General features: G+C 59.7%; 24 protein-coding genes. 12 read left to right on the forward strand and 12 right to left on the reverse strand.

What is annotated here, in order from left to right:
- Positions 1–118: 118 nt before the first annotated feature.
- Both hexR and AD666_RS06575 read right to left on the reverse strand, forming a co-directional pair.
- Positions 119–985, reverse strand: a complete 867-nt coding sequence (hexR, locus tag AD666_RS06570) for a transcriptional regulator HexR (protein ID WP_003187110.1) — start codon at positions 983–985, stop codon at positions 119–121.
- A gap of 147 nt (positions 986–1,132) precedes the next feature.
- Positions 1,133–4,024, reverse strand: a complete 2,892-nt coding sequence (locus tag AD666_RS06575) for an EAL domain-containing protein (protein WP_053149060.1) — start codon at positions 4,022–4,024, stop codon at positions 1,133–1,135.
- Between the two features lie 259 nt (positions 4,025–4,283).
- Between AD666_RS06575 and uvrD the strand changes: the two genes are divergently transcribed.
- The 3 genes from uvrD to AD666_RS06590 all read left to right on the forward strand — a co-directional run bounded on the left by uvrD (position 4,284) and on the right by AD666_RS06590 (position 8,202).
- Positions 4,284–6,467, forward strand: a complete 2,184-nt coding sequence (gene uvrD / locus AD666_RS06580) for a DNA helicase II (protein WP_053149063.1) — start codon at positions 4,284–4,286, stop codon at positions 6,465–6,467.
- 310 nt (positions 6,468–6,777) lie between these two features.
- Complete coding sequence (locus tag AD666_RS06585) at positions 6,778–7,653, forward strand: Tim44 domain-containing protein (RefSeq protein ID WP_053149066.1); 876 nt, start codon at positions 6,778–6,780, stop codon at positions 7,651–7,653.
- A gap of 141 nt (positions 7,654–7,794) precedes the next feature.
- Positions 7,795–8,202: an SMI1/KNR4 family protein gene (locus AD666_RS06590; protein WP_053149069.1), complete on the forward strand. Its 408-nt coding sequence runs from the start codon at positions 7,795–7,797 to the stop codon at positions 8,200–8,202.
- A 16-nt stretch (positions 8,203–8,218) separates the two neighbouring features.
- On the opposite strand, the gene AD666_RS06595 is transcribed toward AD666_RS06590, so the two are convergent.
- The gene (locus AD666_RS06595) at positions 8,219–9,982 is read right to left on the reverse strand and encodes a cation:proton antiporter (RefSeq protein ID WP_053149072.1); all 1,764 of its coding nucleotides are present in this window, start codon (positions 9,980–9,982) and stop codon (positions 8,219–8,221) included.
- A gap of 256 nt (positions 9,983–10,238) precedes the next feature.
- Here AD666_RS06595 and AD666_RS06600 point away from each other — a divergent pair, with 256 nt between their 5' ends.
- Entirely contained in the window at positions 10,239–10,727 is a 489-nt protein-coding gene (locus AD666_RS06600; RefSeq protein WP_053149076.1) for an acyl-CoA thioesterase, read from the forward strand.
- An 18-nt stretch (positions 10,728–10,745) separates the two neighbouring features.
- Here the strand turns inward: AD666_RS06600 and pdxY are convergent, their stop codons facing one another.
- Positions 10,746–11,618, reverse strand: a complete 873-nt coding sequence (pdxY, locus tag AD666_RS06605) for a pyridoxal kinase PdxY (protein WP_053149078.1) — start codon at positions 11,616–11,618, stop codon at positions 10,746–10,748.
- A gap of 119 nt (positions 11,619–11,737) precedes the next feature.
- Here pdxY and AD666_RS06610 point away from each other — a divergent pair, with 119 nt between their 5' ends.
- Positions 11,738–12,160 carry a DUF3301 domain-containing protein gene (locus AD666_RS06610; RefSeq protein WP_053149081.1) on the forward strand — a complete coding sequence of 141 codons (423 nt, stop codon included), beginning with the start codon at positions 11,738–11,740 and terminating at the stop codon, positions 12,158–12,160.
- Between the two features lie 12 nt (positions 12,161–12,172).
- Here the strand turns inward: AD666_RS06610 and AD666_RS06615 are convergent, their stop codons facing one another.
- Positions 12,173–13,138 carry a GTP-binding protein gene (locus tag AD666_RS06615; RefSeq protein WP_053149084.1) on the reverse strand — a complete coding sequence of 322 codons (966 nt, stop codon included), beginning with the start codon at positions 13,136–13,138 and terminating at the stop codon, positions 12,173–12,175.
- A 27-nt stretch (positions 13,139–13,165) separates the two neighbouring features.
- Here AD666_RS06615 and AD666_RS06620 point away from each other — a divergent pair, with 27 nt between their 5' ends.
- Positions 13,166–13,519 carry a hypothetical protein gene (locus AD666_RS06620; protein WP_053149087.1) on the forward strand — a complete coding sequence of 118 codons (354 nt, stop codon included), beginning with the start codon at positions 13,166–13,168 and terminating at the stop codon, positions 13,517–13,519.
- Between the two features lie 46 nt (positions 13,520–13,565).
- Here AD666_RS06620 and AD666_RS06625 read toward each other — a convergent pair whose 3' ends face one another.
- Both AD666_RS06625 and zigA read right to left on the reverse strand, forming a co-directional pair.
- The gene (locus AD666_RS06625; RefSeq protein ID WP_053149091.1) at positions 13,566–14,213 is read right to left on the reverse strand and encodes a DUF1826 domain-containing protein; all 648 of its coding nucleotides are present in this window, start codon (positions 14,211–14,213) and stop codon (positions 13,566–13,568) included.
- Complete coding sequence (gene zigA / locus AD666_RS06630) at positions 14,213–15,421, reverse strand: zinc metallochaperone GTPase ZigA (protein WP_053149094.1); 1,209 nt, start codon at positions 15,419–15,421, stop codon at positions 14,213–14,215. Before zigA ends, AD666_RS06625 begins: the two co-directional genes overlap by 1 nt.
- A 148-nt stretch (positions 15,422–15,569) precedes the next feature.
- Here zigA and AD666_RS25865 point away from each other — a divergent pair, with 148 nt between their 5' ends.
- From AD666_RS25865 to AD666_RS06650, 5 genes are all read left to right on the forward strand, one after another.
- Entirely contained in the window at positions 15,570–15,965 is a 396-nt protein-coding gene (locus AD666_RS25865; protein WP_156315917.1) for a glutamine synthetase, read from the forward strand.
- Positions 15,966–16,067: 102 nt separating this feature from the next.
- The gene (gene folE2, locus AD666_RS06635; protein ID WP_053149097.1) at positions 16,068–16,970 is read left to right on the forward strand and encodes a GTP cyclohydrolase FolE2; all 903 of its coding nucleotides are present in this window, start codon (positions 16,068–16,070) and stop codon (positions 16,968–16,970) included.
- Complete coding sequence (locus AD666_RS06640) at positions 16,967–17,635, forward strand: metal ABC transporter ATP-binding protein (RefSeq protein ID WP_053149099.1); 669 nt, start codon at positions 16,967–16,969, stop codon at positions 17,633–17,635. Before folE2 ends, AD666_RS06640 begins: the two co-directional genes overlap by 4 nt.
- Positions 17,635–18,501 (forward strand): metal ABC transporter permease, encoded by an 867-nt coding sequence (locus tag AD666_RS06645; protein ID WP_053149103.1) that lies wholly within the window; start codon positions 17,635–17,637, stop codon positions 18,499–18,501. The genes AD666_RS06640 and AD666_RS06645 overlap by 1 nt, the downstream gene beginning before the upstream one ends.
- 11 nt (positions 18,502–18,512) lie before the next feature.
- Positions 18,513–19,388 carry a metal ABC transporter substrate-binding protein gene (locus tag AD666_RS06650; RefSeq protein ID WP_053149106.1) on the forward strand — a complete coding sequence of 292 codons (876 nt, stop codon included), beginning with the start codon at positions 18,513–18,515 and terminating at the stop codon, positions 19,386–19,388.
- Between the two features lie 51 nt (positions 19,389–19,439).
- Here the strand turns inward: AD666_RS06650 and AD666_RS06655 are convergent, their stop codons facing one another.
- A complete protein-coding gene (locus tag AD666_RS06655) occupies positions 19,440–19,961 on the reverse strand; it encodes a DUF3617 domain-containing protein (protein ID WP_053149109.1) in 522 nt (173 codons plus the stop codon).
- Positions 19,962–20,102: 141 nt separating this feature from the next.
- Between AD666_RS06655 and cls the strand changes: the two genes are divergently transcribed.
- On the forward strand, positions 20,103–21,542 hold the full coding sequence (cls, locus tag AD666_RS06660) for a cardiolipin synthase (RefSeq protein WP_053149111.1): 1,440 nt from the start codon (positions 20,103–20,105) through the stop codon (positions 21,540–21,542).
- A gap of 11 nt (positions 21,543–21,553) precedes the next feature.
- Here cls and cfaB read toward each other — a convergent pair whose 3' ends face one another.
- From cfaB to hflC, 4 genes are all read right to left on the reverse strand, one after another.
- Positions 21,554–22,741, reverse strand: a complete 1,188-nt coding sequence (gene cfaB / locus AD666_RS06665) for a C17 cyclopropane fatty acid synthase CfaB (RefSeq protein WP_053149115.1) — start codon at positions 22,739–22,741, stop codon at positions 21,554–21,556.
- A gap of 171 nt (positions 22,742–22,912) precedes the next feature.
- Positions 22,913–24,823 carry a cation-translocating P-type ATPase gene (locus AD666_RS06670; protein ID WP_053149118.1) on the reverse strand — a complete coding sequence of 637 codons (1,911 nt, stop codon included), beginning with the start codon at positions 24,821–24,823 and terminating at the stop codon, positions 22,913–22,915.
- Positions 24,820–25,872: a protease modulator HflK gene (gene hflK, locus AD666_RS06675; RefSeq protein WP_053149121.1), complete on the reverse strand. Its 1,053-nt coding sequence runs from the start codon at positions 25,870–25,872 to the stop codon at positions 24,820–24,822. The genes AD666_RS06670 and hflK overlap by 4 nt, the downstream gene beginning before the upstream one ends.
- Positions 25,869–26,870 carry a protease modulator HflC gene (hflC, locus tag AD666_RS06680; RefSeq protein ID WP_371259567.1) on the reverse strand — a complete coding sequence of 334 codons (1,002 nt, stop codon included), beginning with the start codon at positions 26,868–26,870 and terminating at the stop codon, positions 25,869–25,871. The genes hflK and hflC overlap by 4 nt, the downstream gene beginning before the upstream one ends.
- Between the last annotated feature and the right edge of the window lie 3 nt (positions 26,871–26,873).

Genomic DNA, 26,873 nt, shown 5'->3' on the forward strand with positions numbered 1-26,873 from the left:
ACGTATACGGGAGTTTCAAGATGAAGGCACGGGATGACGGTTTGGCGGCGCGTCGGTTACAGAACGATGAATGTTACTGAGCTTCAAGCTTGAGGCTTGAGGCTTGAGGCTTGAGGCTTCAATCATCCAACGCTTTCACCGACTTGGGAGACAGCCGAAGGCTGCGCAGGCTGCGCTTGACGCTCTTGAGGTGGTTGACCAGGCTCGGGCCGCGAGCCATGGCGACCCCCATTGCCAGCACATCGATGACGACCAGGTGCGCGATGCGCGAGGTCAAGGGCGTGTAGATTTCGGTGTCTTCATGTACGTCGATGGCCAGGTTCACCGTCGAGAGCTCGGCCAATGGCGTCTGGCTCGGGCACAAGGTGATCAGCGAGGCGCCGCTTTCGCGCACCAGGTTGGCGGTGATCAGCAGATCCTTGGAGCGACCCGACTGAGAAATGCAGATCGCCACGTCGGTGGGTTTCAACGTGACCGCCGACATCGCCTGCATGTGCGGGTCGGAATAGGCAGCCGCCGTGAGCAGCAGACGGAAAAACTTGTGTTGCGCATCAGCAGCCACCGCCCCCGATGCACCGAAGCCATAGAACTCGACACGCTGGGCCTGGGACATGGCCGTGACGGCTTTTTGCAAGGCCACCGGGTCGAGCTTCTCACGAACCTCCATCAGGGTATGCAGGGTCGTGTCGAAAATTTTCAGGCTGTAGTCGGCGACCGAATCGTCTTCATGAATCGCAAACTGACCGAAGCTCGCGCCGGCCGCCAGGCTTTGTGCAAGCTTGAGTTTCAGATCCTGGAAACCCGAGCAACCGATGGCACGGCAGAACCGCACGATGGTCGGCTCGCTGATGCCGACACTGTGGGCAAGATCAGCCATGGAGCTGTGCATCACGGCCGCGGGATCGAGCAGTACGTGATCGGCAACTTTCAGCTCCGATTTGCGCAGCAGGTGACGTGACTGGGCGATGTGTTGCAACAGGTTCAAGGGACTGGACTCTTGTTATTGGCGGCGTTATTGGCAGGTGCCAGGGATGCGGCGATGATGTAGCCAAGCTTGTAGTTATACTACATGAATTACCTTTTTGCCCGCCCAATGCGTAACTCGATCTCCCGATTTCATGCCGCATGCGCGTCATGTAGCAGAGGTGGGCCATAAATCGCCAGGGTTGTCGCTCAACAGCGCAGCCAGGCTCTGTGCCTCGACCGGGCGGCTGACCAGGTAGCCCTGGACTTCATCGCAATGCTCGGCTTTCAGAAATGCCAGCTGGCCCTGCCGTTCAACGCCTTCGGCAACCACCTTGAGCGACAACCCATGGGCCATCGCAATGATCGCCCGGGTGATCGCGGCATCCTCACCGCCCTCCTCTAACCCGCGAATGAATGCCTGGTCGATCTTCACGTAATCCACCGGGATACGCTTGAGGTAGCTCAGGGAAGAATAGCCGGTGCCGAAATCGTCAATCGCCAGTTTGACTCCGAGATCACGCAGTTGCTGGAAGGTGGCGATGATGTGTTCGACGCTGTCGAGTAACTGGCTCTCGGTCAGTTCCAGTTCCAGGTAATGAGGCGCCAGACCGGTTTCTTCCAGCACTTGCCGCACGAGGCTGACCAACTTGCCCTGACGTAACTGATGCACCGACAGATTCACCGATACCCTGATCGGTGCCAGCCCCTGGCGCTGCCATTCGCAGGCCTGCCAGCAGGCCTGACGCAGCACGAACTCGCCAATCGGTCCGATCAGCCCGGTCTCTTCGGCCAAACCGATGAACTCCGCCGGCGGCACCCGGCCCATGGTCGGATGATCCCAGCGTACCAAGGCTTCGGCGGCGTTCAGACGGCCGGTCTCCAGACACAGCTTGGGTTGGTAGAACACCTTCAATTGCTGCTCTTCCAGGGCTTTGCGCAATTGGTTTTCCAGTTGCAGGCGCTCCAACGTGCTGGCCTGGAGGCTGTCGGTATAGAACTGGAAATTATTGCCTCCCAAATGTTTGGCATGTTGCATGGCCATGTTCGCCTGGCTGACCAATGTCGCGATCTCGCGCGCGTTGTCGGGTAACAGGCTGATGCCGATGGAGGCACTGACTACCAGTTCATGGCCTTCGATGGTCAGCGGCAGGCGCAACTTGGCGGACAGGCGGGTCGCCACCCGTGCGAGGCTCGAAAGATTGCCATAGGCATCGAACAGCACCCCGAACTCATCACCCGACAGCCGGGCGATGGTATCGGCCTCGGGCAGTGCGTTGATCAGCCTCCGGGCCATCTTCTCTAATAGCTGGTCGGCAATGTCATGCCCCAGACTGTCGTTCAGCAACTTGAAACGATCCAGATCGATATGCAGCAAGGCCAGGCTGCGCCGCCCTCCCTGCCGCACACGCTGGTGGGCCTCATGCAAGCGTTCACGGAACAGCGAACGGTTCGCCAGTCCTGTCAGATCATCGTAGTGGGTCAGGTAGCGCATCCGCTCCTCGGATTGGCGCCGGGCAGAAAGATCCGCGAAGAAGCCCACAATATGGCTGACCTTTCCTCGAATATCGCGTACGACATTCAGTTGCAGCCATTGCGGATACAGTTCGCCGTTGGCCCGTGCCTCGACCAACTCGCCCTGCCAGGTGCCATGTGCCTTGAGGGCCTGGCGAATGATCGGATAGTGCCGACGCGCATCCCGGCTGCATGGCAGATCCACCACATTGCGCCCCAGCATGTCATCGATATTGAAACCGGTAACCCGAGTGAACGCCTGGTTGGCGGCAAGCAATGCGTAATGAGGGTCGAAAATCACGATGCCTTCACTGGCGGCTTCGAACACCGTGGCCGCCAACTGTTGCTGCTGCTCCAGCTCTTTACTGGCGCTGATGTTCCGTCGGGTACCGACCATGCGCAACACTCGTCCGCTGGCGCTGCGCTCCACGGCCCGACCACGGTCTTCGATCCAGACCCAGTGCCCATCGCTGTGGCGGATGCGGTATTCGATCTGGTAATCCTCGCTGCGGCCCTTGAGGTGTTCGATCAGAGCCCGCTTGAGTGCCGGCACGTCTTGCGGATGCAGGCGAGGCGTGAGATGGCTGAGCATGGCCGTGACGTATTCATGCTCCAGCCCGAACAGCTCCTTGAGCTGGGTGTGGTGGACTTCATCGGTCTGCAGGTTCCAGTCCCACAGCCCCAGCTCACTGGCCTTGAGGGCCAGCGCCAGGCGGGCTTCGCTCTTGCTCAGGGCCTGGCTGGCCACCTCCAGCTCAAGGCTCCGCTGAGCCACCCTCGCTTCGAGGCCAACCTGGGCGGCGCGCAACTGTTCCTCGGCGAGACGACGTTGCTCCACCTCTCTGGCCAGCGCCTCGTTGAGCTGGGCACTACGGGTTTGCGTTTGCTGCAAATGCTCGATCAGCGCCTGATTCTGAAACCGTCGAAGCATGCCGCTTTGCATCAAACGGTTGACCTGCCAGGCCACCACGCTCAACGAAACCAGCACCACCAGCCCGAGCCAACCCCAACCGTGTTGCTGTTCATCATCGCCCAGGAAGAGGAAGCCGATCGCCGGCAACAGGCAGGGCAAGGTAAAGGACAGGAACGCCGGCAGGCTGACGGCATAGGCCACACTGGCGGACAAGGTAGCCGCACCGATCAGACCAAACACCCAGGCCTGCTGCTGGAAGCTGTCGGCGGGTACCAGGGCGATGCCAGCACCGGCCAGCGTCAGTCCGGTCATCGCCGAACCCAGCAAAAACATGCGCAGCCACATGGGGTGTGCCTGGCGGCTTGGCATCGCAGAGTCGAAGGCCGCCACCTGTATCACCCGCAATGCCACCAGCGACAACAACCAGACCAGCCAGACAGTGACCAGGAAATAGCGCGACGGCTCCCACAACAGCACTGCGCAGACCAGGCCATTGACCAGCATGAACAACGTTGGCAGCAGCGAGCCTTGGTACAACAACCGTGTACGCTCCACCGCCATCTCCGTGGCGTACTGCTTGCAGATGATCCGTGGTTCCACACAGGGGCCCGCCAGATCGGAATTGAGGGTCATAGGCACTGTTCTTGTTCTTATCACGAGGGCACGGAGAACCCGAAGCGACCACGAGCATACACAAGCACGGGGCCATCCCACACTGCTGTAGCTCATAAAAATACGCAAAAAACTCGCTGCTTCAATGAGCGGCCAAGGTGCCGAACGAGCCCCGGCAACGGCCCTGACCCATGACTGACCGGTCGTCCCCTGCCGGTCTTTTATCGGCTGCTGCAAAGCTTGGTTTGCCCGAGGTGGCGCCGCGCCCTAGAATGCCCCGATGCGCGATGATCTCTCCCTTCTGCTGAACTCCCTCAACGATGCCCAACGCCAGGCCGTAGCCGCCTCCGTGGGTCGTCAATTGGTCCTGGCCGGTGCCGGCTCCGGCAAGACCCGAGTGCTGGTGCACCGTATCGCCTGGTTGATCCAGGTCGAGAACGCCTCGCCCCATTCGATCCTGTCGGTGACGTTCACCAACAAGGCCGCTGCCGAGATGCGCCATCGCATCGAGCAGTTGATGGGCCTCAACCCGGCCGGCATGTGGGTCGGAACGTTCCACGGCCTGGCGCACCGCTTGCTGAGGGCGCATTGGCAGGAAGCCGGCCTGAGCCAGACGTTCCAGATTCTGGACAGCGATGACCAGCAGCGACTGGTCAAGCGAGTGATCCGCGAGCTGGGCCTGGATGAACAACGCTGGCCGGCACGCCAGGCCCAGTGGTTCATCAATGGCCAAAAAGACGAAGGCCTGCGTCCGCAACACATTCAGGCCAGCGGCGACTTGTTCCTGGCGACCATGCGCAGTATCTACGAAGCCTATGAGGCGGCGTGCCAGCGTGCCGGGGTCATCGACTTTTCCGAACTGCTGTTGCGTGCGTTGGACCTGTGGCGCGATCATCCGGGCCTGCTGGAGCACTATCAGAAGCGCTTCCGGCATGTTCTGGTGGATGAGTTCCAGGACACCAACGCCGTGCAATACGCCTGGTTGCGCCTGCTGGCCAAGGGCGGCGACAGCCTGATGGTGGTGGGCGACGACGACCAGTCGATCTACGGCTGGCGCGGTGCCAAGATCGAGAATATCCATCAGTATTCGGCGGATTTTCCCGATGCCGAGGTCATCCGCCTGGAGCAGAACTACCGCTCCACCGCCGGTATTCTCAAGGCTGCCAACGCGCTGATTGCCAACAACACCGGGCGCCTGGGCAAGGAGCTGTGGACCGACGGCAGCGAAGGCGAGGCGATCAACCTGTATGCCGCATTCAACGAACACGACGAAGCCCGCTATGTGGTGGAAACCATCCAGAGTGCGCTGAAAACAGGCCTCGCCCGCAGCGATATCGCCATCCTGTATCGTTCCAACGCCCAGTCGCGGGTCCTGGAAGAGGCCTTGCTGCGCGAACGGATTCCCTACCGGATCTACGGCGGCCAGCGCTTTTTCGAACGCGCCGAGATCAAGAACGCCATGGCGTACCTGCGCCTGATCGAGGGACGTGGCAACGATGCAGCCCTGGAGCGGGTGATTAACGTGCCGACCCGTGGCATCGGCGAGAAAACCGTCGAAGCCATTCGCGATCACGCACGTCACAGCCATGTCTCCATGTGGGAAGCCATGCGCCAACTGGTCGCCAACAAAGGCGTGACCGGTCGCGCTGCCGGCGCGCTGAAGGCCTTCATGGACCTGATAGACGAGCTGGCGGCCAAGTGCGGGGAAATGCCGCTGCACTTGATGACCCAGACCGTCATCGAACAGTCCGGACTGATTGCTTATCACGAGGCTGAAAAAGGCGAAAAAGGCCAGGCTCGGGTAGAAAACCTCGAAGAACTGGTCAGCGCCGCGCGCAACTTCGAGAACACCGAAGAAGACGCCGACCTGTCACCACTCTCGGCCTTCCTGGGCCATGCCTCCCTGGAGGCCGGCGATACCCAGGCCGAGGAACACGAAGACAGCATCCAGCTCATGACCCTGCACAGCGCCAAGGGCCTGGAGTTCCCTTATGTCTTCCTGGTGGGCATGGAAGAAGGCTTGTTCCCTCACAAGATGAGCCTGGAAGAACCGGGACGCCTGGAAGAAGAACGGCGCCTGGCCTATGTCGGCATTACCCGCGCCATGCAGAACCTGGTGCTGACTTACGCTGAAACCCGTCGTTTGTATGGCAGCGAAACCTACAACAAGGTGTCGCGTTTCGTACGTGAAGTACCGAAAGGTCTGATCCAGGAAGTGCGGTTGTCCAACAGCGTCAGCCGTCCGTTCGGTGGCAGCCAGCAAACCGGCTCCAGCAGCCTGTTTGGCGGCAGCGACATCCCCGAAACCGGGTTCACCCTCGGCCAGGCGGTGCGGCATTCTGTGTTCGGTGAGGGCGTGATCCTCAATTTCGAAGGCGCGGGAGCCCAAGCCCGGGTCCAGGTGAATTTCAGCGAAGGCAGCAAGTGGCTGATGCTGGGATATGCCAAGCTCGAGGCGATCTGAACCTTTGCAGCGGTTGTAGATGTGGGAGCGAGCCTGCTCGCGGTAGCGGAATTTCAGTCGATATCATTGCTGGCTCACACACTGCAATCGCGAGCAGGCTCGCTCCCACAGGTCGGTTTTTTCGCGCTTAATACCCTTTCCGATAGAACTTGCTCCTCTTTCCTACAGCCCAAAGCGAACAAGCCCTCTTGCGCACCTGAAGCTGAACCTGAGCTGTCAGGTAAAAGCCCGAAACACTCTGCCGCTAGCCAGTAACAATTCACCTGTGCAACATGGCGCGCGTGCTACTCACAAATGGGAATGCCTTTATATGAAACGTTTTCTTAGCATCGCCATGGCGTTGTGCATCGGCCTGACAATGGCCATCGACGCCAATGCCGCCAAGCGTTTTGGCGGTGGTAAAAGCTCGGGCGCGGCCCCGACTCACCAGACCAGCCAGATGGCACCGTCCTCCGCGGCCGGGTCCACAGCTGCCACTGCGGGCGCTGCCGGTGCTGCTGGCGCCGCCACCAAGGCCAGCGGTGCATCGCGCTGGCTCGGCCCCCTGGCCGGCATCGCAGCCGGTGGTCTGCTCGCCTCCATGTTCATGGGCGACGGCTTCCAGGGCATGCAGATCTTCGACATCCTGATCATGGCGGTCATCGCCTTCCTGGTCTTCCGCTTCATTGCCGCCCGTCGTCGCAAGCAGCAAGAGCAATTCGCTCCGGCCGGTCATGCACCGATGCAGCGTGAAGTGTTCAACCAACAGCCTTCCGCTGGCTCGATCTTCGGTGGTTCGGCCGCTCCGGTGGTCACCCGTCCGGTCATCAATGCACCGGCCTGGTTCAATGAACAACGCTTCATCGAAGCCGCGCGCAGCCATTTCATGTCCCTGCAACAACATTGGGACGGCAATGAAATGGACAAGATCGCCGAGTTCGTGACCCCGCAATTGCTGGAGTTCCTCAAGCGCGAAAGGGCCGAGCTGGGTGATGGCTACCAGTCCACCTACATCGATAACCTGCATGTGCAACTGGACGGTGTCGATGATCGCGCCGACAAGACCATCGCCACCCTGACCTTCAGCGGTGTGTCGAAGGATTCCCGCTTCGACCAGGGCGAAGCGTTCAGCGAAAGCTGGAACATGGAGCGTGCCCAAGGCGAAAACCAGCCTTGGCTGGTGGCAGGTATCCGCCAGAACGGTTGAACCTTTGCGCGTTTCGCAGGTTGAAATAAAGGAACCCCGGCTCAGGCCGGGGTTTTCTATTTTCGCGGTTGCATCTACAGCGAGCTACTGTATAAACCGCCTCATGTAAAACCGCGCCAACGAGAAAGAGGATCCCCGGACGTGGAAGAAATCATCGAACAATTGCGTGAAGCCAATGAACCGGTACCGGTTCCACTGGAGTTGCCCGACGAGGACTTGCTGGTCGAGATCGAAGAGCAACTGTTCATCGACATCCCGTTCGTTTTCAGAGAGTTCTTGCTGAGTGTCAGCGACGTCGTCTACGGCAGCCTGGAGCCGGTCACCGTGACCGACCCCCACTCCCACACCTACCTGCCCGAAGTCGCCGCCAACGCTTGGGATGCCGGCGTGGATCGCAGCCTGATCCCGATCTGCCAGGACGGCGACGACTACTATTGCGTGGAAGAAGACGGAACTGTGGTGTTGTGGCAGGCCGAGGACGAGTTGATCGCCGAGGAAACCTGGGAATCCGTCTGGCACTGGGCACGGGACGTCTGGCTGGAGAGCTGATACCCGAAGCCGCCGGTCAATGCCCGGACGACTCCTTGTGATTGTCCAGGGTTTCCAGCAAGGCCACCTGCATTCTGGTGTGCAGGCGGACAAACCAGCGCCAGAGCAAAGCCGCCACCGCAATCGCCACCACGGCAATCAATACCAGCAACTTGTTGGTCGGCAAAATGCTGGCCGACAAGGCTGCTAACAGCAGGAAAATCACCAGCAGCGACAGGAGCGGAATCACTTCAGCGATCACCCGACGCACACGCTGAGTGTGACGCCCAGCCATTTCCGCCTTCACGCCCATCTCCGCCAGCAGCATCGACAGCGCCTTGAGCTTGCGGTACGCGGCAATCAGGAAGGGCAGCGACAGCAGCAACGCTGCGCCCCAGATCAACGCCTTCTGCCAGCTCGGGTCGCTGATCCAGGTTTGCATATAAACCGACATCCGCTCGGCGAAATAGCCGCCCGAGACAAAGATCGCGATGACCAGCGCCAAGTTGACGCCGACCTGCAGCAAGATCCGCCTGATCATGGATGCGACCAGCGCACTTTCACCGTGGGGTTGGATACTTCGCAGCCACTCGCCATACATCCCCAGCACACGCGTCAGCCGTTGCGGCATCGCCGTCGCCAGCTTGACGGATAACGGATCGGCTGCGCGGATCAGGTAAGGCGTCAGCAGCGTAGTCAGCACAGAAACGGCGACTGCAACCGGGTAGAGGAAATCGCTGGTGACCTGCAAAGTCATCCCCAGCGAAGCAATGATGAAGGAAAATTCGCCGATCTGCGAAAGGCCCATCCCCACCCGCAGCGAGGTGCGTCCGTCATTGCCGGCGATAAAGGCACCGAGGCCGCAGGACAGCATCTTGCCCAACACCACCGCTGCGGTGATCACCGCAATCGGCCAGGCGTATTGCAGCAAAATGACCGGATCGAGCATCAAGCCGATGGCCACGAAAAAAATCGCACTGAACAGGTCACGCACCGGCTCGACCAGCCGCTCGATTTTCACCAGTTGCCGGGATTCGGCCATGATCGCACCGATCAGGAAGGCGCCGAGCACCATGCTGTATTCAAGCTTCACCACCAGCAGACAGAAGCCGAAACACAGGCCCAGCACGGTGATCAGGAGCATCTCGTTACTCTCGAACTTCGCCACATAAGCCAAGAGCCTGGGTACCAGCAAAATACCGATAACCAGCGCGACGATCATGAACAGCGAGAGCTTGCCCACCGTGGAAAACACCTCGCCGGAGCTCACCGTGCCGCTGACCGCTATGCTCGACAGCAAGGCGATGATACCGATGCCGAGAATATCCTCGACGATCAGCACGCCGAAAATCAGTTGGGCGAAGCGCTCGTTCTTCATCTTCAGGTCATTGAGCGCCTTGACGATGATGGTGGTCGAGGAAATAGCCAGGATCGCCCCCAGGAACAGCGAATCCATGGTGCTCCAATTGAACCAACGGCCTATTTCGTAACCGATCCAGATCATCAATACGATTTCGAGGAACGCCGCGATGAATGCCGTCGCGCCTACCTTGAACAATTTGCGCAGGCTGAACTCCAGGCCAAGGCAGAACATGAGAAAGATCACCCCGAGCTCAGCGAGGGTCTTGATAGTGTCCTCGTCATGGATGAAGCCAAACGGCGGCGTATGCGGGCCGATCAGGAAGCCGGCCACGATGTAGCCCAGCACCACCGGTTGCTTGAGGCGATGAAACAGAACCGTCACCAACCCCGCTGCCAACATGATGATCGCCAGGTCTTGAATAAAATTGATGGCATGCATCTATGAGGCTCCCTGTCGATGACTGAATAAGTCCGTTTCCCTTGTAGGAAATGCCCTCGCGATGGGCTTTTGCAGGTTAACACCGCGACTTCCGACAAAAAGACGGTGCAATATATGGAAACAGATCCACCGGAGCGTGACGGCAGCCACAGGCGCAGCGTCCGGATATCGGTGGGTTTGCAAAAGGTCGCACAGGCCACCACCAGCGCCCGCAGAGGTGCACCTCCTTAATTGCTGCCTTGACCGTGAGAACGTTATGGAACCCGGAAACGCCCAACTGTCGATGACGGTGTTGATGACCCCCGATATGGCCAATTTTTCTGGCAATGTCCACGGTGGCACGCTGCTCAAGTACCTCGACGAAGTCGCTTATGCCTGCGCCAGCCGCTACGCCGGACGCTACGTGGTGACCTTGTCTGTGGATCAGGTGATTTTTCGCGAGCCGATTCATGTCGGCGAATTGGTGACCTTCCTGGCGTCGGTGAACTACACCGGTAACACATCGATGGAAGTGGGCATCAAGGTCGTGACCGAAAACATCCGCGAGCGCTCGGTCCGCCATACCAATAGCTGTTTCTTCACCATGGTAGCGGTGGATGACCAGCGCAAACCCGCTGCCGTACCGCCCTTGCAGCCACAGAACAGCGAAGCCAAGCGCCGCTACAAACAAGCCCAGCAGCGTCGCCAGATTCGTCAGGAACTGGAGAAGCGTTATCAGGAGATCAAAGAGGACGGGGTCAGCTGATGTCCGGGAGCGGTGTGATCAGAGGCTGATAGGCACTGCCTCGAACCGCACCCGTGGATGAGCGATCCGATCCTGGGCGCGTACCAGTTGCAGTTCATAACTGGTGCAAGCCTGGGTCTCCAACAGTACTTCATGCACCGCCGCCGCAGTGAATTCCAGCGCCGCCACCAGGCCGTCGCCCAGCAGTATCCGCGCCAGGAACAGACCTGACGTCAAGTCGCCCACCCCCACCGGTTGACGCGGGAATGCCAGCAATGGCCGGCGCAGATGCCAGTTGCCTTCGGCGGTCACCAGCAACATTTCGAAGCTGTCCTCGGACTTGCCGGGATAAACCAGGTGCTTGACCAGCACAGCTTTCGGACCGCGCGCCAACAACGCACGCGCCATACCCAGGCAGTCCAGCAACGACTGCGCCTTTCGACCCGAGAAACTGTCCAGCTCCAGTTGGTTCGGGCACAGGATGTCCGCCACCGCAGCGGCCTCTTCCAGCAGGAATTCGCTCACTTCGGGCGCCACGATGCAGCCCTTCTCCGGGTGCCCCATGACCGGGTCGCACAAGTAGATCGCCTTGGGATTGGCGGTTTTGATGCGGGACACTCCCGTCAGGATCGCCCGCCCTTGAGCCGCGCTTGCGAGGTAACCGGAGAGCACCGCATCGCAATTGCCCAATTCACCGATAGCCGCGATACCGTCGATCAAGGCCGGTATCTGGTGGGGCGCATGAACGTCCCCGGCCCATTGGCCGTACTGGGTGTGATTGGAAAACTGCACGGTATTGAGCGGCCATGCATTGACCCCGATCCGCTGCATGGGAAACACGGCGGCGCTGTTGCCGGCGTGGCCGAATACCACGTGAGACTGGATGGCAAGCAGATGAGGCGTACGTTTCATGGGGAATGTTTCCGTAAAACGATTGAAATTCAAGCCGCGCAGTATGCGACTAAACACAGCCTGTACGACAGACCGGCGACACAGTTAAGCTGATAGCAACTTGTTGGAGCACTTCGTTCATGCTGACTCTTGGAAATATCTTCGTGCTGATGCTGCTGGCTACCGGTGGCGCCTGGTTGTGGCACAACCACGGTTTGCGCGAACGGGCGTTGGCGAGGGTCATGCAACATTGCGCCAACCTCAAAATCGAACTGCTGGACGGCAACGTTGCGCTGAAGAAAATCGGATTCGTGAAGGATGCCAGCGGGCGAAGGCGCCTGGCGCGAATCTACAATTTCGAATTCACCGTCACCGGCGAATCGCGCCATTCGGGCACCATCACCCAGTTCGGAGCCCACAGCGCGCAGATCGAATTGGCGCCGTACCCCATGCCGTTCGAAGAATCGCCACAGACACTGGCCGAACCGGTCCAGGCCAAGCACCGGGCCGAAGTCATCGAATTAAGCCAGTGGCGACAGGAACACAACAAGTGGAAGCCTTGAATCAGGAATGATTCATGGCCGTCGGCAGTTCGCCAGACCACTGTGCAGGATGGTCACATCTTGCGGCTCGCTGAAAATCAATTCGAGCCGGGAGTCCTGCCGCCACTCGCTGCTTTGCCATTGCGGCGCTTCGCCTTCCAGGGCGTTGGTTGATACCCAACCGTCGGCACTGTGAATGATCAACTTGGCCCGTCGCCAGCTTGCGCCCTCCAACCATCGGGTCAATGCCTGCTTGTCGAAACGCTGGCTCGGATGCCACCGCCAGCCAATGCTCCAGCCTCCTTCCTGCTGGCCATGCAGGCAGATCGGCAACGTTGGATCGCTCCAGATTGCCGGGAGCTGACCCACGTCCGTTGGCACATCCAAGTTGTCCACAGCCCCGCTTCCCCAGGCGGACACCCCCGGCAATTGGTCGATGGGCAACGCAGCCTGCTGCGTCCAATACGATGGAATCGTCGGTAGCTGCTTGATGAGGCGTGCACGTTCGTCGTCGGTGAGGCTTTCAGATTTGTTCAGCACCAGCAGCCCGGCAGTGGCGAGCGCTTGTCGTTGTGCCTCAGCCAAAGGTCTGCCGTCTGCCATCGCCCGGGCGTCCAGCACCAGCACGCATGGCTGTACCGCCAGCACCCCGAGCCAGGGTGCTTGCTGCAATTGCCGCATCAGTTGCGCCGGATGACCAAGGCCTGAAGGTTCGATGAACAGGCGGTCCGGCTGCGCCTTGCGCAATAAACGACCGAGGCCGATCTGAAACGGCGCACCGTTGACGCAGCATAAACAGCCTCCGGCAACTTCCCCCAGTGCGATACCATCGGCCGCCTGGGTCAGTAGCGCGGCATCCAGTCCGATCTGACCAAACTCGTTGATCAGCACCGCCCAGCGCTCGTCAGCGGGGCGCTGGGCGAGCAATTGCCTGATCAGGCTGGTCTTGCCAGCCCCCAATGGCCCTGCAACGACATGGGTGGGAATGTTCTGCAACATGATCGACAGCTTTCGATGGAGGTGAAAATGCGGATGATTGTCTGGTTATTACTGGCACTGACTTCGAACCAAGTACTGGCCCAGGCTTGTGTGGTCCATAGCCAGGCGGAACGGCTCGACGTCAAGGTATGCCAGCAGAACCGCAGTATTCCGCCAAAGCTCTTCGCCGACGGATTCTGCCAGCCAAGCCTTGCCGGACAGAAAGTCGATGTGCAATACGTCGATCAATGTCCCGGCGGCGCGTTCGGCGTCTGCAGCAACGCCCAGGTCACCAATATGCCCTACCGCCAGGATATTCACTATTACGGCGTGGCCGGCGATGCGGCGTACCTCCAACCGTTCTGTGAAGGAAAGAACCAAGGGACCTGGCTCAAACCCTAGTGGCCTGTATGATTAATTCGAGTACTCGAATTAGCCACACAGGCCACTAGGCCAGCCAGTCCAGTGTCAGAATCAATCGGCGCTCCCCTGGAGCCGGCTCCGGCGAACGATGAATCAGGCCGAAGCCCTCATTGCCCTGCCACTTCTCACCTTTGAGCAAGGCTACGTCACCACTGCGAAACTGTTGGATCAACCGCGGATCGCGGGGCTCCGCCTCCGGGCGGGCGAGGCACTGGCGGACCATGGCGTCCTCCGCCAGCCACTGACTGCCGGGGCCGGCATAAGTAGTGACGAGCCGCACCGGTACGTGGTCGACGTGAAAGCGCGGGCACATGGCCTTGTCCAGGATTCGCAGGCGCAGACCGACACGCTGGGCACCCAGCAAGCAGGCAAACGCACCGACCAGCCAAGTGACGTCGGCCACGAACCCTTCGTAGCCGTGCAGATCATTGAAACCGGCAGCCAAACCGTTCAGCTCCGGCTGGGAGTCCTCCTCCGGCAGATCAAGTACCCATGATTCCGCCAGTGACTGATCCATGGAAAGCATGATCGCGGCAAAGTCGCTGATATGCAGCGGAAGTTGACGCTGCCAGACCGCCAGATTGACGCCATCATCCAAAATTTGCGTCAGGACTCCAGGGGTATCGCCCTGGACCTGGCGAACCTGTGCGCGTTTCAAGCAGAGGCCCGACATCACGCTGCAGCCTCGTCATGCCAGGCACCGAATGGATCTGGCAGCAGTCGCCAACCTTCGATTCCCAAGGCCATTTCCTCGTCAGTGAGCAGGCAGGCATCCAAGGCTGCGGTGAGGCGGTCGAAGTCAATGCCTTGACCGATGAAGACCAACTCCTGGCGGCAGTCACCCATCTCAGGGAGCCAGTTCTTCATGATGGCGGCAATGCTTTCCTCGTCCCGTGGCCACTGGCTTTTGGGAACAAATCGCCACCAACGCCCGGCATACCCATGACGCAACAGACCTCCGGCCTGGGACCAGCTGGCCGCCTCTTCCGGCCTGCTGGCCAGCCAGAAGAAGCCTTTGGAGCGCAAGAGTTTGCCGTTGGTCCATGAACGGTCAATCAGGCTGAAAAAACGCTGCGGATGAAATGGGCGGCGTGCCAGGTAGGCTGTCGAGGCAATACCGTATTCTTCGGTTTCAGGAACGTGCTCGCCTCGCAATTGTTGTAGCCATCCAGGTGCCTGGGCTGCACGTTCAAAATCGAAACGACGAGTGTCGAGGATCTCTTCCAGCGGCACCTGCCCCATAACCATGGGAAGAATCCGTGCCTGAGGGTTCAGACGGGTCAAAATCGCGATCAACTCTTCCCGCTCATGGCGACCGATCAGGTCGATCTTGCTGATCAGGATCACGTCGGCGAACTCAACCTGATCAATCAGCAAGTCCGTAATCGAGCGCTCATCTTCTTCGCCAAGGGTTTCACCTCGCGTCGCCAGACTCTCTGCTGCCTGATAATCGGGCAAAAAGTTCACGCCATCGACCACAGTCACCATTGTGTCGAGGCGAGCGACGTCAGCCAGACTACGGCCCTCTTCGTCACGAAACGTAAACGTTTCTGCTACGGGCAGGGGTTCGGAAATGCCGGTGGACTCGATCAGCAGATAATCGAAGCGCCCATCCCTGGCAAGCTGCCCAACTTCAGCCAGCAGATCTTCGCGCAGCGTGCAACAGATACAGCCATTGCTCATCTCCACCAGCTTTTCTTCAGCACGGCTCAGGCTGACGTCGCGCTGGACCTCGCTGCCATCGATGTTGATCTCGCTCATATCGTTGACGATCACAGCGACACGCAGCTTCTCGCGATTGCGCAGGACGTAGTTGAGCAAGGTGCTTTTACCGGCACCGAGAAATCCGGACAGTACTGTAACGGGAAGGCGATTGGCCATTAGGTATATCCTCATCGGGCGGCCGCTGCTGACGCTGTATCAGCGTTGCAGCGACTCGTTGTGCATGCTGCGCGACATCACAAAACAACGTTATAGTATAACGATATTGTTCATATTAGCTTGAAATGCCCCTCTTGAGAATTTCTCTATGCGCCATTTCGTCAGAGCTCTACTCCCCTGCGCCGCGCTGATACTTTTCTCATCCTTTGCGGCGGGCCAAGACAAAGCCTTATTGGCAGACTGCACACGTAGCGCGAATTTGCTGGCGTGCGTTGACAGGCAAGGCAACGCCTACAGCGTTATGACGGCTGGAAACACTGTCTATATTCGCGGCTTTGAAGCGGAAGGACGTCGCTACTGGGCGCAAACTACCAGCCGCTATGGACAGTTGACCTTTTTTACCGGGCTGGCATCCGATGGCGAGACCTGGATTGGCTATAGCAGACGTGTCGGCTGGACGACGCTTAACCGCTTTTCCAGTTCAGGTGGCAGTGCCGGTAAATTCGTCTGCGGACGGGTTAGCGGCTGCCAAGCCGCCGAGTGATGTTTCACGTGGAACAGACAAATAAAAATCTCTTCATGAAAGTCTGGCAGGATTTGATGTTACATTATAACATCAAATCCGATTCCACGATGGACCACACTCATGAATGCGTTAACGCTGCCGCTGCCGGACGTTGCCGCGCAGACTTCCCGCCAAGCTCTGCCTCTCGATTGGGTGGGCATGCATGGCGTTGCAGTACCGGTATTGATCCAAGGTCAACAACTGAGCGCGACGGCCGATGCAGGTGTCAGCCTGGACGACAGTCAGGCCCGCGGCATTCACATGTCACGTTTGTATCTTGCGCTGGAGATGCTAGAGACAGAGACACTCTCACCGCCCTTGCTGCGGCGTATCTTGCAGCAATTTCTAGACAGTCATGAAGGCCTCTCTCAATCCGCTGCGCTGACCATTCGTACCGAATGGCTACTGAGAAGATCGGCCCTTGTAAGCCCACTGAGCGGCTGGAAACGCTATCCAGTCAGCATCAGCGCCCACCTAAAGAATCAAATGTTCCACGTGGAACTCAGTGTCGACGTTTCCTACTCCTCCACTTGCCCCTGTTCGGCTGCACTCGCCCGTCAGCTTATTCAGCAGCAGTTTGTTAACGACTTCGCCAATAAGGCCCTTGAGCACGAAGACGTACGTGCATGGCTGGGCTCTGCCAAAGGCGTTGTGGCGACGCCCCATAGCCAGCGCAGCACGGCCACACTGAACGTACGTCTGGCTAAGGGCGTCGCTGAACTGCCGTTGCTGTTTCTCATCGATGAAGCCGAAGCTGCACTCGGTACCGCTGTGCAAACTGCAGTCAAGCGTGCCGACGAACAGGCATTCGCCCTCGCAAATGGCCAGAACCTGATGTTTTGTGAAGATGCTGCCAGGCGACTCAGCCTGGCCTTGCGACGGTCAGATGACATCGTCGGGCTGGACGTTCGCGTTGTTCATGCCGAGAGCCTTCATGCCCATGATGCTGTCGCTGAAAGTCGGTGGGGGCGGGATCCATCATGATCAGCTGCCAAGCCTTGTGCTGGGGACCTCCGGGAAGACCGCTCACGCCTGCGCTGCATCTGGAATGTCCTGCCGGCAGCCTGACGGCGATTGTGGGTGCCAATGGTTCGGGCAAAAGCAGCCTGCTGAAAGTGATCGCAGGGTTGCAAAAACCTCTATCCGGCAAAGTCCGACTGAAGGTTCCTTACCGCGGTGGGGTTTCGTTCCTGCCACAGCAGCAACATTTGGATCGACAGTTCCCCATCAACCTGCAAGAGCTGGTGGCCGCCGGAGCCTGGGGGCGTCGAGATGCGCCTGTCCTGCGAAGCCAGAGACTCAAAACCGTGCTGGATGAATGGGCGCTGTGCGGCCTGGAACATCGACCGCTGATGGCGCTGTCAGGAGGCGAACTGCAACGCGCCCTGCTCGCGCGTCTGAGTTTGACGGAGGCTCCGCTATTACTGCTCGACGAACCCCATGCTGCCCTCGATGAACAAGGCCAGGCACTGTTGTGGAAACACATCCACGATTGGCATACCGAGGGGCGAACGCTCGTAGTGGTTTGCCATGACTTGGCTGCGGTGCGCCAGCACATTCCTCACACGCTGGTGATCAAACAGTCGGGCTGTACTTTGGGTCGTAGCCACGAATTGATCGCTCAGCAACCCTGCACAAGGGTGGCCTGATGCAGGCAGCCCTTCACTTCTGGCAGCCTTTCCAAGAGTTCATGTTCATGCGGCGCGCCCTGCTCGGCGGCTTGGTTCTGGCATGCAGCACCGCTCCTTTAGGCGTGTTTCTGATCCTGCGCCGCATGAGCCTGATCGGAGACGCCGTGGCTCACGGCATACTGCCCGGTGCTGCCCTGGGATTCTGGTTCGCCGGTCTGAGTCTGCCCGCCTTGACCGTGGGAGGGCTCGGCGCGGGTCTGGGCATGGCCGGATTGGCTGCCTGGATCACCCGTCGCACCGGTCTGCGGGAAGATGCAAGCCTTGCGGCGATCTATCCTATTTCCCTGGCGGCCGGCGTGCTGATCCTTGGGGTGGCGGGCAAGCGCCTTGATCTGCTGCACCTGCTGTTTGGTTCAGCCCTGGCGGTCGATGAATCAACACTGACGGGCATGCTCTGGGTCTCGGCGATTAGCCTGGGGACCCTGGCACTGATCTACCGCCCCTTGGTGCTCGACACGCTGGACCCGCTGTTCTTGCAAACCGTCAGCCGGCTAGGCCCGTTGGCCCATGGCGTATTCCTGACGCTGGTAGTCCTGAATCTGGTGATCGGATTCCAGGCCATTGGCGCACTGATGGTTGTGGGCCTGATGATGCTCCCGGCAGCGGCTTCACGATTCTGGAGCCGTCGCCTACCGATTCTGATGCTGATCGCGGCGCTCCTGGGTTGCCTCTCGGTAGGGATCGGCCTGTTGCTGTCCTTCAACTTTTCGCTGCCCAGCGGACCGGCCATCGTGCTGGTGGCGGGCGCGCTGTACTTGTTATCCGTGGTACTCGGTCCGGTGCATGGCTTATTGCGCCGTCCGCCTTTGCTCACATCCCCATGAGGTATGCCCCGATGCGCGTTCTGCTCGTGCTGTTCAGTCTGCTGCTGTCCTTATCATCGTCCGCCACCGAAAAGCTACAGGTAGTCACGAGTTTCAGCATCCTCGCCGATATGACCCGGCAGGTGGGCGGCGAGCATGTCCAGATCATCAATATGGTAGGGCCGGACGCCGATGCGCATACTTACGAACCCACGCCCGATGATGCCAAGGCGTTACTGGGGGCAAAATTGATCATCAAGAACGGACTGGGCTTTGAGCCTTGGCTGGATCGCCTGGTCGCCAGTACCGAAACCGGTGCGCCGGTGATCAGTGCCAGTCGTGGAGTGATTCCGCGCTCGCTGGAGGAAGACGGCGAGACGGTGCCCGATCCCCACGCTTGGCACAATCTGGCCAACGCTGAGCTCTATGTGCGTAACATTAGCAAGGCATTGGAAGCCGCCGACCCGACAAACAAATCGGATTACGAGCGCAACAGTCAGGCCTATCTGAAAAAGATCTACGCCTTGCTTGCCGAAGCAAAGGCCCGGTTCGGGTCGCTGCCACCAGGCAATCGCAAGATCGTGACCTCCCATGATGCGTTCGGTTACTTGGGCCAAGCCTATGGCATCGAGTTCATGGCGCCCCAAGGGCTGTCCACCGAGCGTGAACCATCAGCCGCCGAGGTCGCAGCGCTGATCACCCAGATTCGCCAGGCAAAGGTCAAAGCCGTGTTCTTGGAAAACATCAAGGATGCGCGCCTGCTCAAGCAGATAGCCAACGAAAGCGGCGCGCGGATCGGCGGCACACTGTACTCCGATGCCCTCGCTGCCAGCGGGCCGGCCAGCACTTTTATCGGGCTGCTCGAATACAACCTGAAGACCTTGTACGACGCGTTGGGACAGCCTTGAGCCAACGCTTCGAGATCCGGCGAGGTGAAGCACCTCGCCGCCTGTTAACGGTCACGCCCTTGGCTTGACCGTTCCGCAATCCTGTCCCAACCAGACGGCTCGGGTATCCAGGCTACCGTTCTGCTGGACACCGGTGGCGTTGAACGTGCCGTTGACCTTGGTAGTGAACTCACGATCGCTCTGGAATATTGCGATACCGTTACCCTGGGCTCTCGGACAACTGAAGCGAAACTTCCACTGATTACCGGTGCGCTCGGTGATCTGCTGTTTGCATCCCGACTGCGGGTCTTGCAAAGGGATGTCATTGGTCTGGACTTGCTCAGGCGTCAGGCATACCCGAATCCCTTTCCCGCCCATGGTAATGCCTTGTTTTTCCAGCATCGCCCGTTGCTCCGGGGTCATCTGGTTCTGCAGCTGCCCAAGAATAAGTTGCAGGTCCGGCAGGTTCTGGTTATCGACTTTCATATTGCTCGTCGTCAGTTCCCACAAACCTGGCTGAAGCATCTGCGCCTGAGCTGCCATAGGAACAGACAAGCCAACCGCCAAGGCCAAACCCAGCAGACGAACATTCATTGCAAGAACTCCAGAGGACAAGTGGCCGTTAGACGTCGTCCGTCGGCTTCGGTTCAAGCTTGGCACCGCTGAATTAATCAGCGACATTCCTGCTGGAACGTGGTCTGTTAAGCAATTGGAATTCAGGAGCAAGGCAACCCGATGGACTATTTTGGCCCGCATGTTTTCGGTTACCTGATCGCGCTGCTTCACACACTGGGTTCCATCGCTGCGCTTCATGCGGTGCTGACGGTGCGAACCGCCCAAGGCTCTATTGCATGGGCCCTGTCATTGGTATTTATCCCGTACCTGACACTGATCCCCTATTTGATTTTCGGTCGCAGTACCTTCGACGGATACATCCAGGCGCGCCGACAAGCCAACGAAGAGATGCGCAAGGCCGTCTCCGAGCTTAACTGGCGTCCATGGGTCGAAGAGGCGCTGGCCGCACGGGCCTCCCAGGCGTACGCCTCATTACGCGCCATGCCCAAATTGGGACGTACCCCTTGCCTGGCAAACAATCAGGTACGCTTGCTCGTGAACGGCCATGCCACCTTCGAGGCCATCTTTCAGGCCATCGATAATGCTCGGGAAGCCGTGCTGGTTCAGTTCTTCATCGTCCATGACGATCACCTGGGCCAGCGACTGCAATCCTTGCTAATGAAGAAGGCCGCTGAAGGCGTAGCGGTTTATCTGCTTTATGACCGTATCGGCAGCCATTCCCTGCCCCATCGCTATGTCCAGGCCCTGCGCGACGGCGGTGTTCACGTCAAAGCCTTCGCGACCCGCAGCGGCTGGCTCAACCGGTTCCAGGTCAACTTTCGTAACCATCGCAAGATCGTGGTTGTGGACGGCGTCCTGGGATTCGTCGGCGGCCATAACGTGGGCGATGAATATCTGGGAGAAATGCCGCCCCTCGCCCCATGGCGGGACACCCATGTCCAGGTCAGCGGTCCAGTGGTGGCAAGCATGCAAGAGTCGTTTGCCGAAGATTGGTTCTGGGTGGCTCGTTCACTGCCGCCTTTGATACTGCCCGACGTCTATCCAGAGGACGGTGTGCTCTGCCAGTTACTCGCCAGTGGACCGGCCGATACCTGTGAGACCTGCTCCCTTTTTTTTGTCGAAGCGATCCATGCAGCGAGCGAACGGGTCTGGATTACAACGCCGTACTTCATTCCTGACGAAGCGGTGTTCGCTGCGTTACGCCTGGCAGTGTTGCGCGGTGTGGACGTGCGCATCCTGTTGCCGTCCAGGCCCGACCACAAGATCGTCTACGCCGCCTCCAGCCTCTATGCGTTTGAAGCTGTTCGGGCTGGCGTCCGGATGTTCCGCTATGAGCCGGGCTTCCTGCATCAGAAAGTGGTATTGATCGATAGTGAGATCAGCGCCATCGGCAGCGCGAACCTGGACAATCGTTCGTTCCGGTTGAATTTCGAGGTGATGCTGTTAACGGTGGATATTCCGTTCGCCGCTCAAGTCGAGCAGATGCTTGAGACGGACTTCGCCCAGGCTCATGAAATCGCCAAACAGGAAAGCCGGGAAACCCATCGCCTGCAAAAAATCGGCATGCGGGTCGCCCGGCTCATTTCACCGATACTGTAGAACGCGTCCGATCAAGGGTGGTAGATATCATCGCGGGTCCAAGGCAAGTCATGACTGCCGTCCGCATGAGCTTTCACCGCCAGGATCTGGTGCAGATTGATCCAGCCCTTGGCGAACGCATAGGCGCATCCGGCGAGGTACAGACGCCAGATTCGCAGGGCCTGCTCCGGCACTTCCTTCGAAGCGGCCTCCAGATTGTCTTCCAGCCGCTCGCTCCAGTGATCCAGCGTGCGTGCGTAATGCAGACGCAAACTTTCCACGTCGACAATTTCCAGGCCCGCTTCGCTGATATGGGCAGAGATCATCGCCAAGTGGGGCAGCTCGCCATTGGGGAAGACGTATTTCTCTATGAATTCACCTGCACCGCGACCGACCGGACGTCCATCGGTGTGCTTGGCCGTGATGCCATGGTTCATCACCAGCCCACCCTCGCGGACGGCGCCGAACAGTGTCTTGCAATACTGCTCCAGGTTCGCGTGGCCAACATGCTCGAACATGCCGACGCTGACTACCTTGTCGAACCGGCCATCCTGGGGGAGATCCCGGTAATCGAGCAACTGCAATTCCACCTGGCCTTCCAGACCCTCGGCTTTGACCCTCTCCCGGGCCAGCTCCAATTGCGCCTTGCTCAGGGTGATGCCAAAGACTCGGGCACCGAACTCACGCGCCGCATAGCGCGCCAAGCCGCCCCACCCACAACCCACATCCAACAGGTAGTCGCCCGGCTGCAGACGCAACTTGCGGCACAGGTGGCGGAATTTTGCCTGCTGGGCCTGTTCAAGGGTTTCGCTACCCGTCTCGAAATAGGCGCAGGAGTAAGCCATGTCGCTGTCGAGCCACAGCTGGTAAAACGCATTGGACAGGTCGTAATGGTAGGAGATGGCCTTGGCGTCAGTTTCCTTGTCGTGAACCGAGCGCACCGGCAGGTTATCGCTGTCTTCGTCCACAAGTGCCTGGCTCAGTTCGTCGCACACCCGGATCACTTCGTTGATCGAGCCCTCAAGCTCGAGCTTGCCCTCCACGAAAGCTGCTCCAAGTGCATCCAGGCTGGGGTGAGTGAATTGCGCGACCATCTGCGGGTCCTTGACCACGATCGTGACACTGGGGTCGGCGCTCAACGAGAATTCGTGACCATCCCAGAGTCGGAGCCGAAGCGGCAAGTGCAGATTTTGTAAGGCCGGTGGAAGTTGCGCGAGCATGAGATGTCCCCCTTGTTTCAGACGTCTGAAATGAGGGTAGACCATTGTAGAAAAATAGCTGCCTATCGAATATATAGCCTTTTTCTATTACCTCCCGAATCCGCTCCTGCGCCGGGGACTGCCCTGGTGCGCACCCTCTTCCACCCTTGATTGCATGTCGCTCGCGCTGTCCTACTGGCCTGGCTCCGGCGAAATTTTCGATAGAGGCTCATGGAACCGCAGTAAGCGCCCGGCATTACCTAACACTAGCAGAGTACTCAGGTTATGCAGCAACGCCGCGACCATTGCCCCTGCCGCGCCGAGCCAACCGAAGGCCGCGAAGGCGACGATCGCCATCGTCCAGCCCAGGCCGATGATCACATTGACCTGCAGGGTACGGCGACATTGGCGGCTGAGTCGCACGCAGGTACCGAGCCGCCTCAGGTCGCTGCCAATCAGCACCACATCGGCGGACGCCAGAGCAATGTCCGCGCCGCCCGCCCCCATCGCGACCCCGACCACTCCGGCTTTGAGCGCCAGGGAATCGTTGATGCCATCACCCACGACCATGGGACGGAAACCGTGATCGATCTCCGCCATGACCCGTTTGAGTTTGTCTTCCGGCAACGCCTGGGCCTGTACATCGCCAATGCCGATATCCCGCGCCAGGGCATTCGCCACGCTCTCGCGGTCACCGGTCAACAGCAACTGGCGCCCCAGGCCCAGCGCCCGTAGTTCGCTCAAGGCCATTTGCGCTTCCGGCTTGACGCTGTCGGCCAACAACAACCAGGCGAGGAACTTCCCATCCAGAGCCAGGCCGGCAATCGGGCCATCATGGTTGGGGATTGGCGAGGTCGCGACTCCCAACCGCTCGAACAATTCCGGTCGGCCCAGTGCCGCCTCGCCTTGCGAGGTCATCGCGACTACACCCAAGCCTTGTCGTTCTTGAATCTGTGTCAGCGAAGGTCGTTTCTCCTGTTCCACCAGTCCCGCTAATGCACGGCTGACCGGATGGCTGCTGGCCGAACCAAGGCTGGCAGCCAACGGCAGCAAAAAGGCAGGATCCTCGTCACCTTCGATGGATTTGAGGCGCAAGGCACCGAACGTCAGTGTGCCGGTCTTGTCCACGACGAGTGACGTCAGGTCCGCCAGTTCCTCCAGAAAAGCCGAGCTGCGGATGAGGATGCCATGACGCGCCGCCACCGCTATGCCCGCGATAGCCGTCGCTGGTGCCGACAGTACCAGCGCGCATGGACACGCGGCTACCAGCACTGCCAGCATCGCCTGGGCATCATTGGTAATGAACCAGGTCACTGCAGCCAGCATCAGCACCAGCACCAGATAGCTGCCCGCATAACGCTCCAGCAAACGGGTAATGGGGGGCTTGGAACGTTCCGCGTTCTGCATCAGGGCGATGACCTTGCCCAGCGTCGATTCGTTGCCGGTGCGCGTCACTTCAAGGCGCAGCAACCCATCGAGATTGATCGCGCCGCCAAAGATTTCCGTACCCACCACCGCGTCCAGCGGGACCGACTCACCGGTGATGGGAGCGGTATCAAGGCTCGCCTGACCAGCTATCACACGTCCGTCCGCAGGCACTCGGTCCCCCGCCCGAACCTCCACCAGATCGCCCGGCTGGAGCGTCGCGTTATCAACATCGACAATCGAACCGTCCGCCAGCACCTTGCGGCCTTGGCTACGGGTCAATTGGCCAAGGGCGTGAATCGCTTCCTGGGAGCCGATGACACTGCGTTCTTCCAGCACATGGCCAAAGATCATGATGATTGGCAACAGCGAGGCGGTCATGAGATCGCCGGTGGCCCACGCTCCCAGCATGGCCAGGGCGATGAGTTGATCGGTGATTCCATGCAGACTCGGATAGCGCAGGCTGTACCAGGCGGAACGCATCACTGGCATGGCCACCAGCAACGAGGCGACTCCCAGCAGCAACTGGCTGACGCCCGCCTGCTCCGGTGACCATCCCCGCCACACCAGGCCCAACGCGAGCAAGCCCAGGGCGACCATGGCCAGGGTGAGTTGCCGCGCAGCGGTACGTTGCTCGGCGCGAGACAGCATCGGAGCGGCGGCGGTATCTGGGGTCATTGTTCAGCTCCCTGAATGATCAGGCGGGAATCGTCTTTAGGGTCGACCGTCGTCACTGAACCGGCCTGATTAAGAATGGCAGGCACGCGCTCGCGGTAGAGGCGCAGCAACATCTGCGGATCGTTGCCCTGGGCCTTTGCCAGACTCAGCACCGTCGCAGTGTCGGCCGAGGCTTTGGCGAGCCGCTCACTGGCTTGGGCATGGGCGACCTGCAAGACCCGATCAGCTTGCTGTCGTGCCGTCTGGGTCAGCTTTTCGGCTTCGGTGCGTGCATTGGCGACTGCCTTATCGGCCTGTTGACTGGCCGTGAGCACCGCATTGAACGCACTCACTGCAGGGCCCGGCAGGCTCGACTGAACGTCGGCCCGCACCACTTCGATCCCCAGCCCCTGCCCCGTGGATGCCAGCTCGGCCAGACGATGGTTGACGCTTTGAACCAGGTCGCCCCGCAGGCGTTCGCGGCGCTCGGTGGCCTGACTGTCATTGCCGATCAGCTCTGGACGAGCCACCAGAATAGTGTCCAGATCCCGAGCGGCGGCTAATGCCAAGGCGCTACGGGTGACCAAACGGTCCAAGGCTGGCAGCACATGCTCACCCTGTAACACGAAGGCATATGGCTCCGTGACCTTGTAGAAAACTCGCACGTCCAGTTGCACCACCCCTGCGTCGCCGGTCAGCAAATAACCCGAACCGGCCAGCGCATCGCTGACCGGCGTGGCGAAGCTGGCAACCCGATCCGCCTGTAGAGCGGCGTCCGAACGCATCAAGGTTTCCACGCGCCTGTCCAGAACCCTATCCGCCGCCGGTAGCAGAACCACCTGTTCCACGGGACGAGGCCAGGCCATCAGGAGCCCGGCGTTCTGAATCCGGTCCAGCGTGCCAAAGTGCAGCACCACAGCACGGTCCTGGGGGGCTATCTGCCGTACATTGGAGAACACCCAGGTCACAGCGGCCAGGGCCGTTACCGCATAAAGCGCCAGAAAAGCCAAGCGTCCCGCCTGAACCCATGGGCTGGACAACTCGTTTGTTCCACGTGGAACGCTATTCATCGTTGTGTTCCACCCTTGGGTTCCACAACAGGCACGCCATCGACCAGCACTTTGAACGGGGCCGCGTCTGTGCGCAGGATCAGCTTGGTGCTGGGACCGACGATGGTTCCCAAGGTGTCCAAGGAGCGCAGCACGTTATAGAGCTGGGGCGAGCCGGCATAGGCCCGGCCATAAATTTTCGCCGCTTCGACCCGGGATTGAGCTTCGATATCGGCCGCCTTCACCGTGGCATCGGCTTGCACGATCCGCGCATCACGTTCGGCTGCGGAGCGAATCTGTGCGGCTTCGCGTTTGCCAATGGCCGTGCGCTCGGTAGCGATGGTTTCACGCTCGGCACGCATGCGGTCCACCGTGGCGGTCAACGTTACTGAAGGCAAGGTCAATCGTTCGATGCCCACTTGCAACACCCGCACGCCATAGGTGGTGAGCAGTTGCTGCTCGATCTGCTGACGCAATTGCGCCTCGAAATCGCCGATCCGCACTTGGTCCGCATCGGTGTTGACCAGGTTCGCCAGATCAAAACTGGCAGCGGTTGTCTCCAGGGCCGAGCCGACAAAGGTGCGAATCTGCCGCGCAGCTTCGTCCGGCTGGTTCTGCACCGCCCGCATGAAACGCTGTACGTTGTCCGGTTCGCTCTGAACCTGCCACGCTACATAGGCCTGTACGATGATGCGTAACCCATCGCGGGTCCCGACGTCTTGCAGACCGCTGGAGGTCGTGCGCAGCCGCAGATCCACTGGAATCGCCGCCTCGAACGGCGCCGGCCAACGCCAAGCCAGTCCCGGTTGCAACAACACCCGCGCAGGATCACCAAAACGAGTGATGACGGTAGCTTCCCCCGAGCGCACCTGCACCAGGCTTGCGGCCGCAACCGCAAATGCCACCAGCAGCGCCGCCCAGCCCATCCGCCGCCAAGGGAATGGTCCGGCATGCTGCGGGTCGCCGTGATGGTGATGATGCCCGTGATGATGGCCGGCATGGCCGTGATCGTGACCGATATG

The organism is Pseudomonas sp. Pf153 (assembly GCF_001269775.1).
In the GTDB taxonomy this organism is placed as follows: Bacteria; Pseudomonadota; Gammaproteobacteria; order Pseudomonadales; family Pseudomonadaceae; genus Aquipseudomonas; species Aquipseudomonas uvaldensis.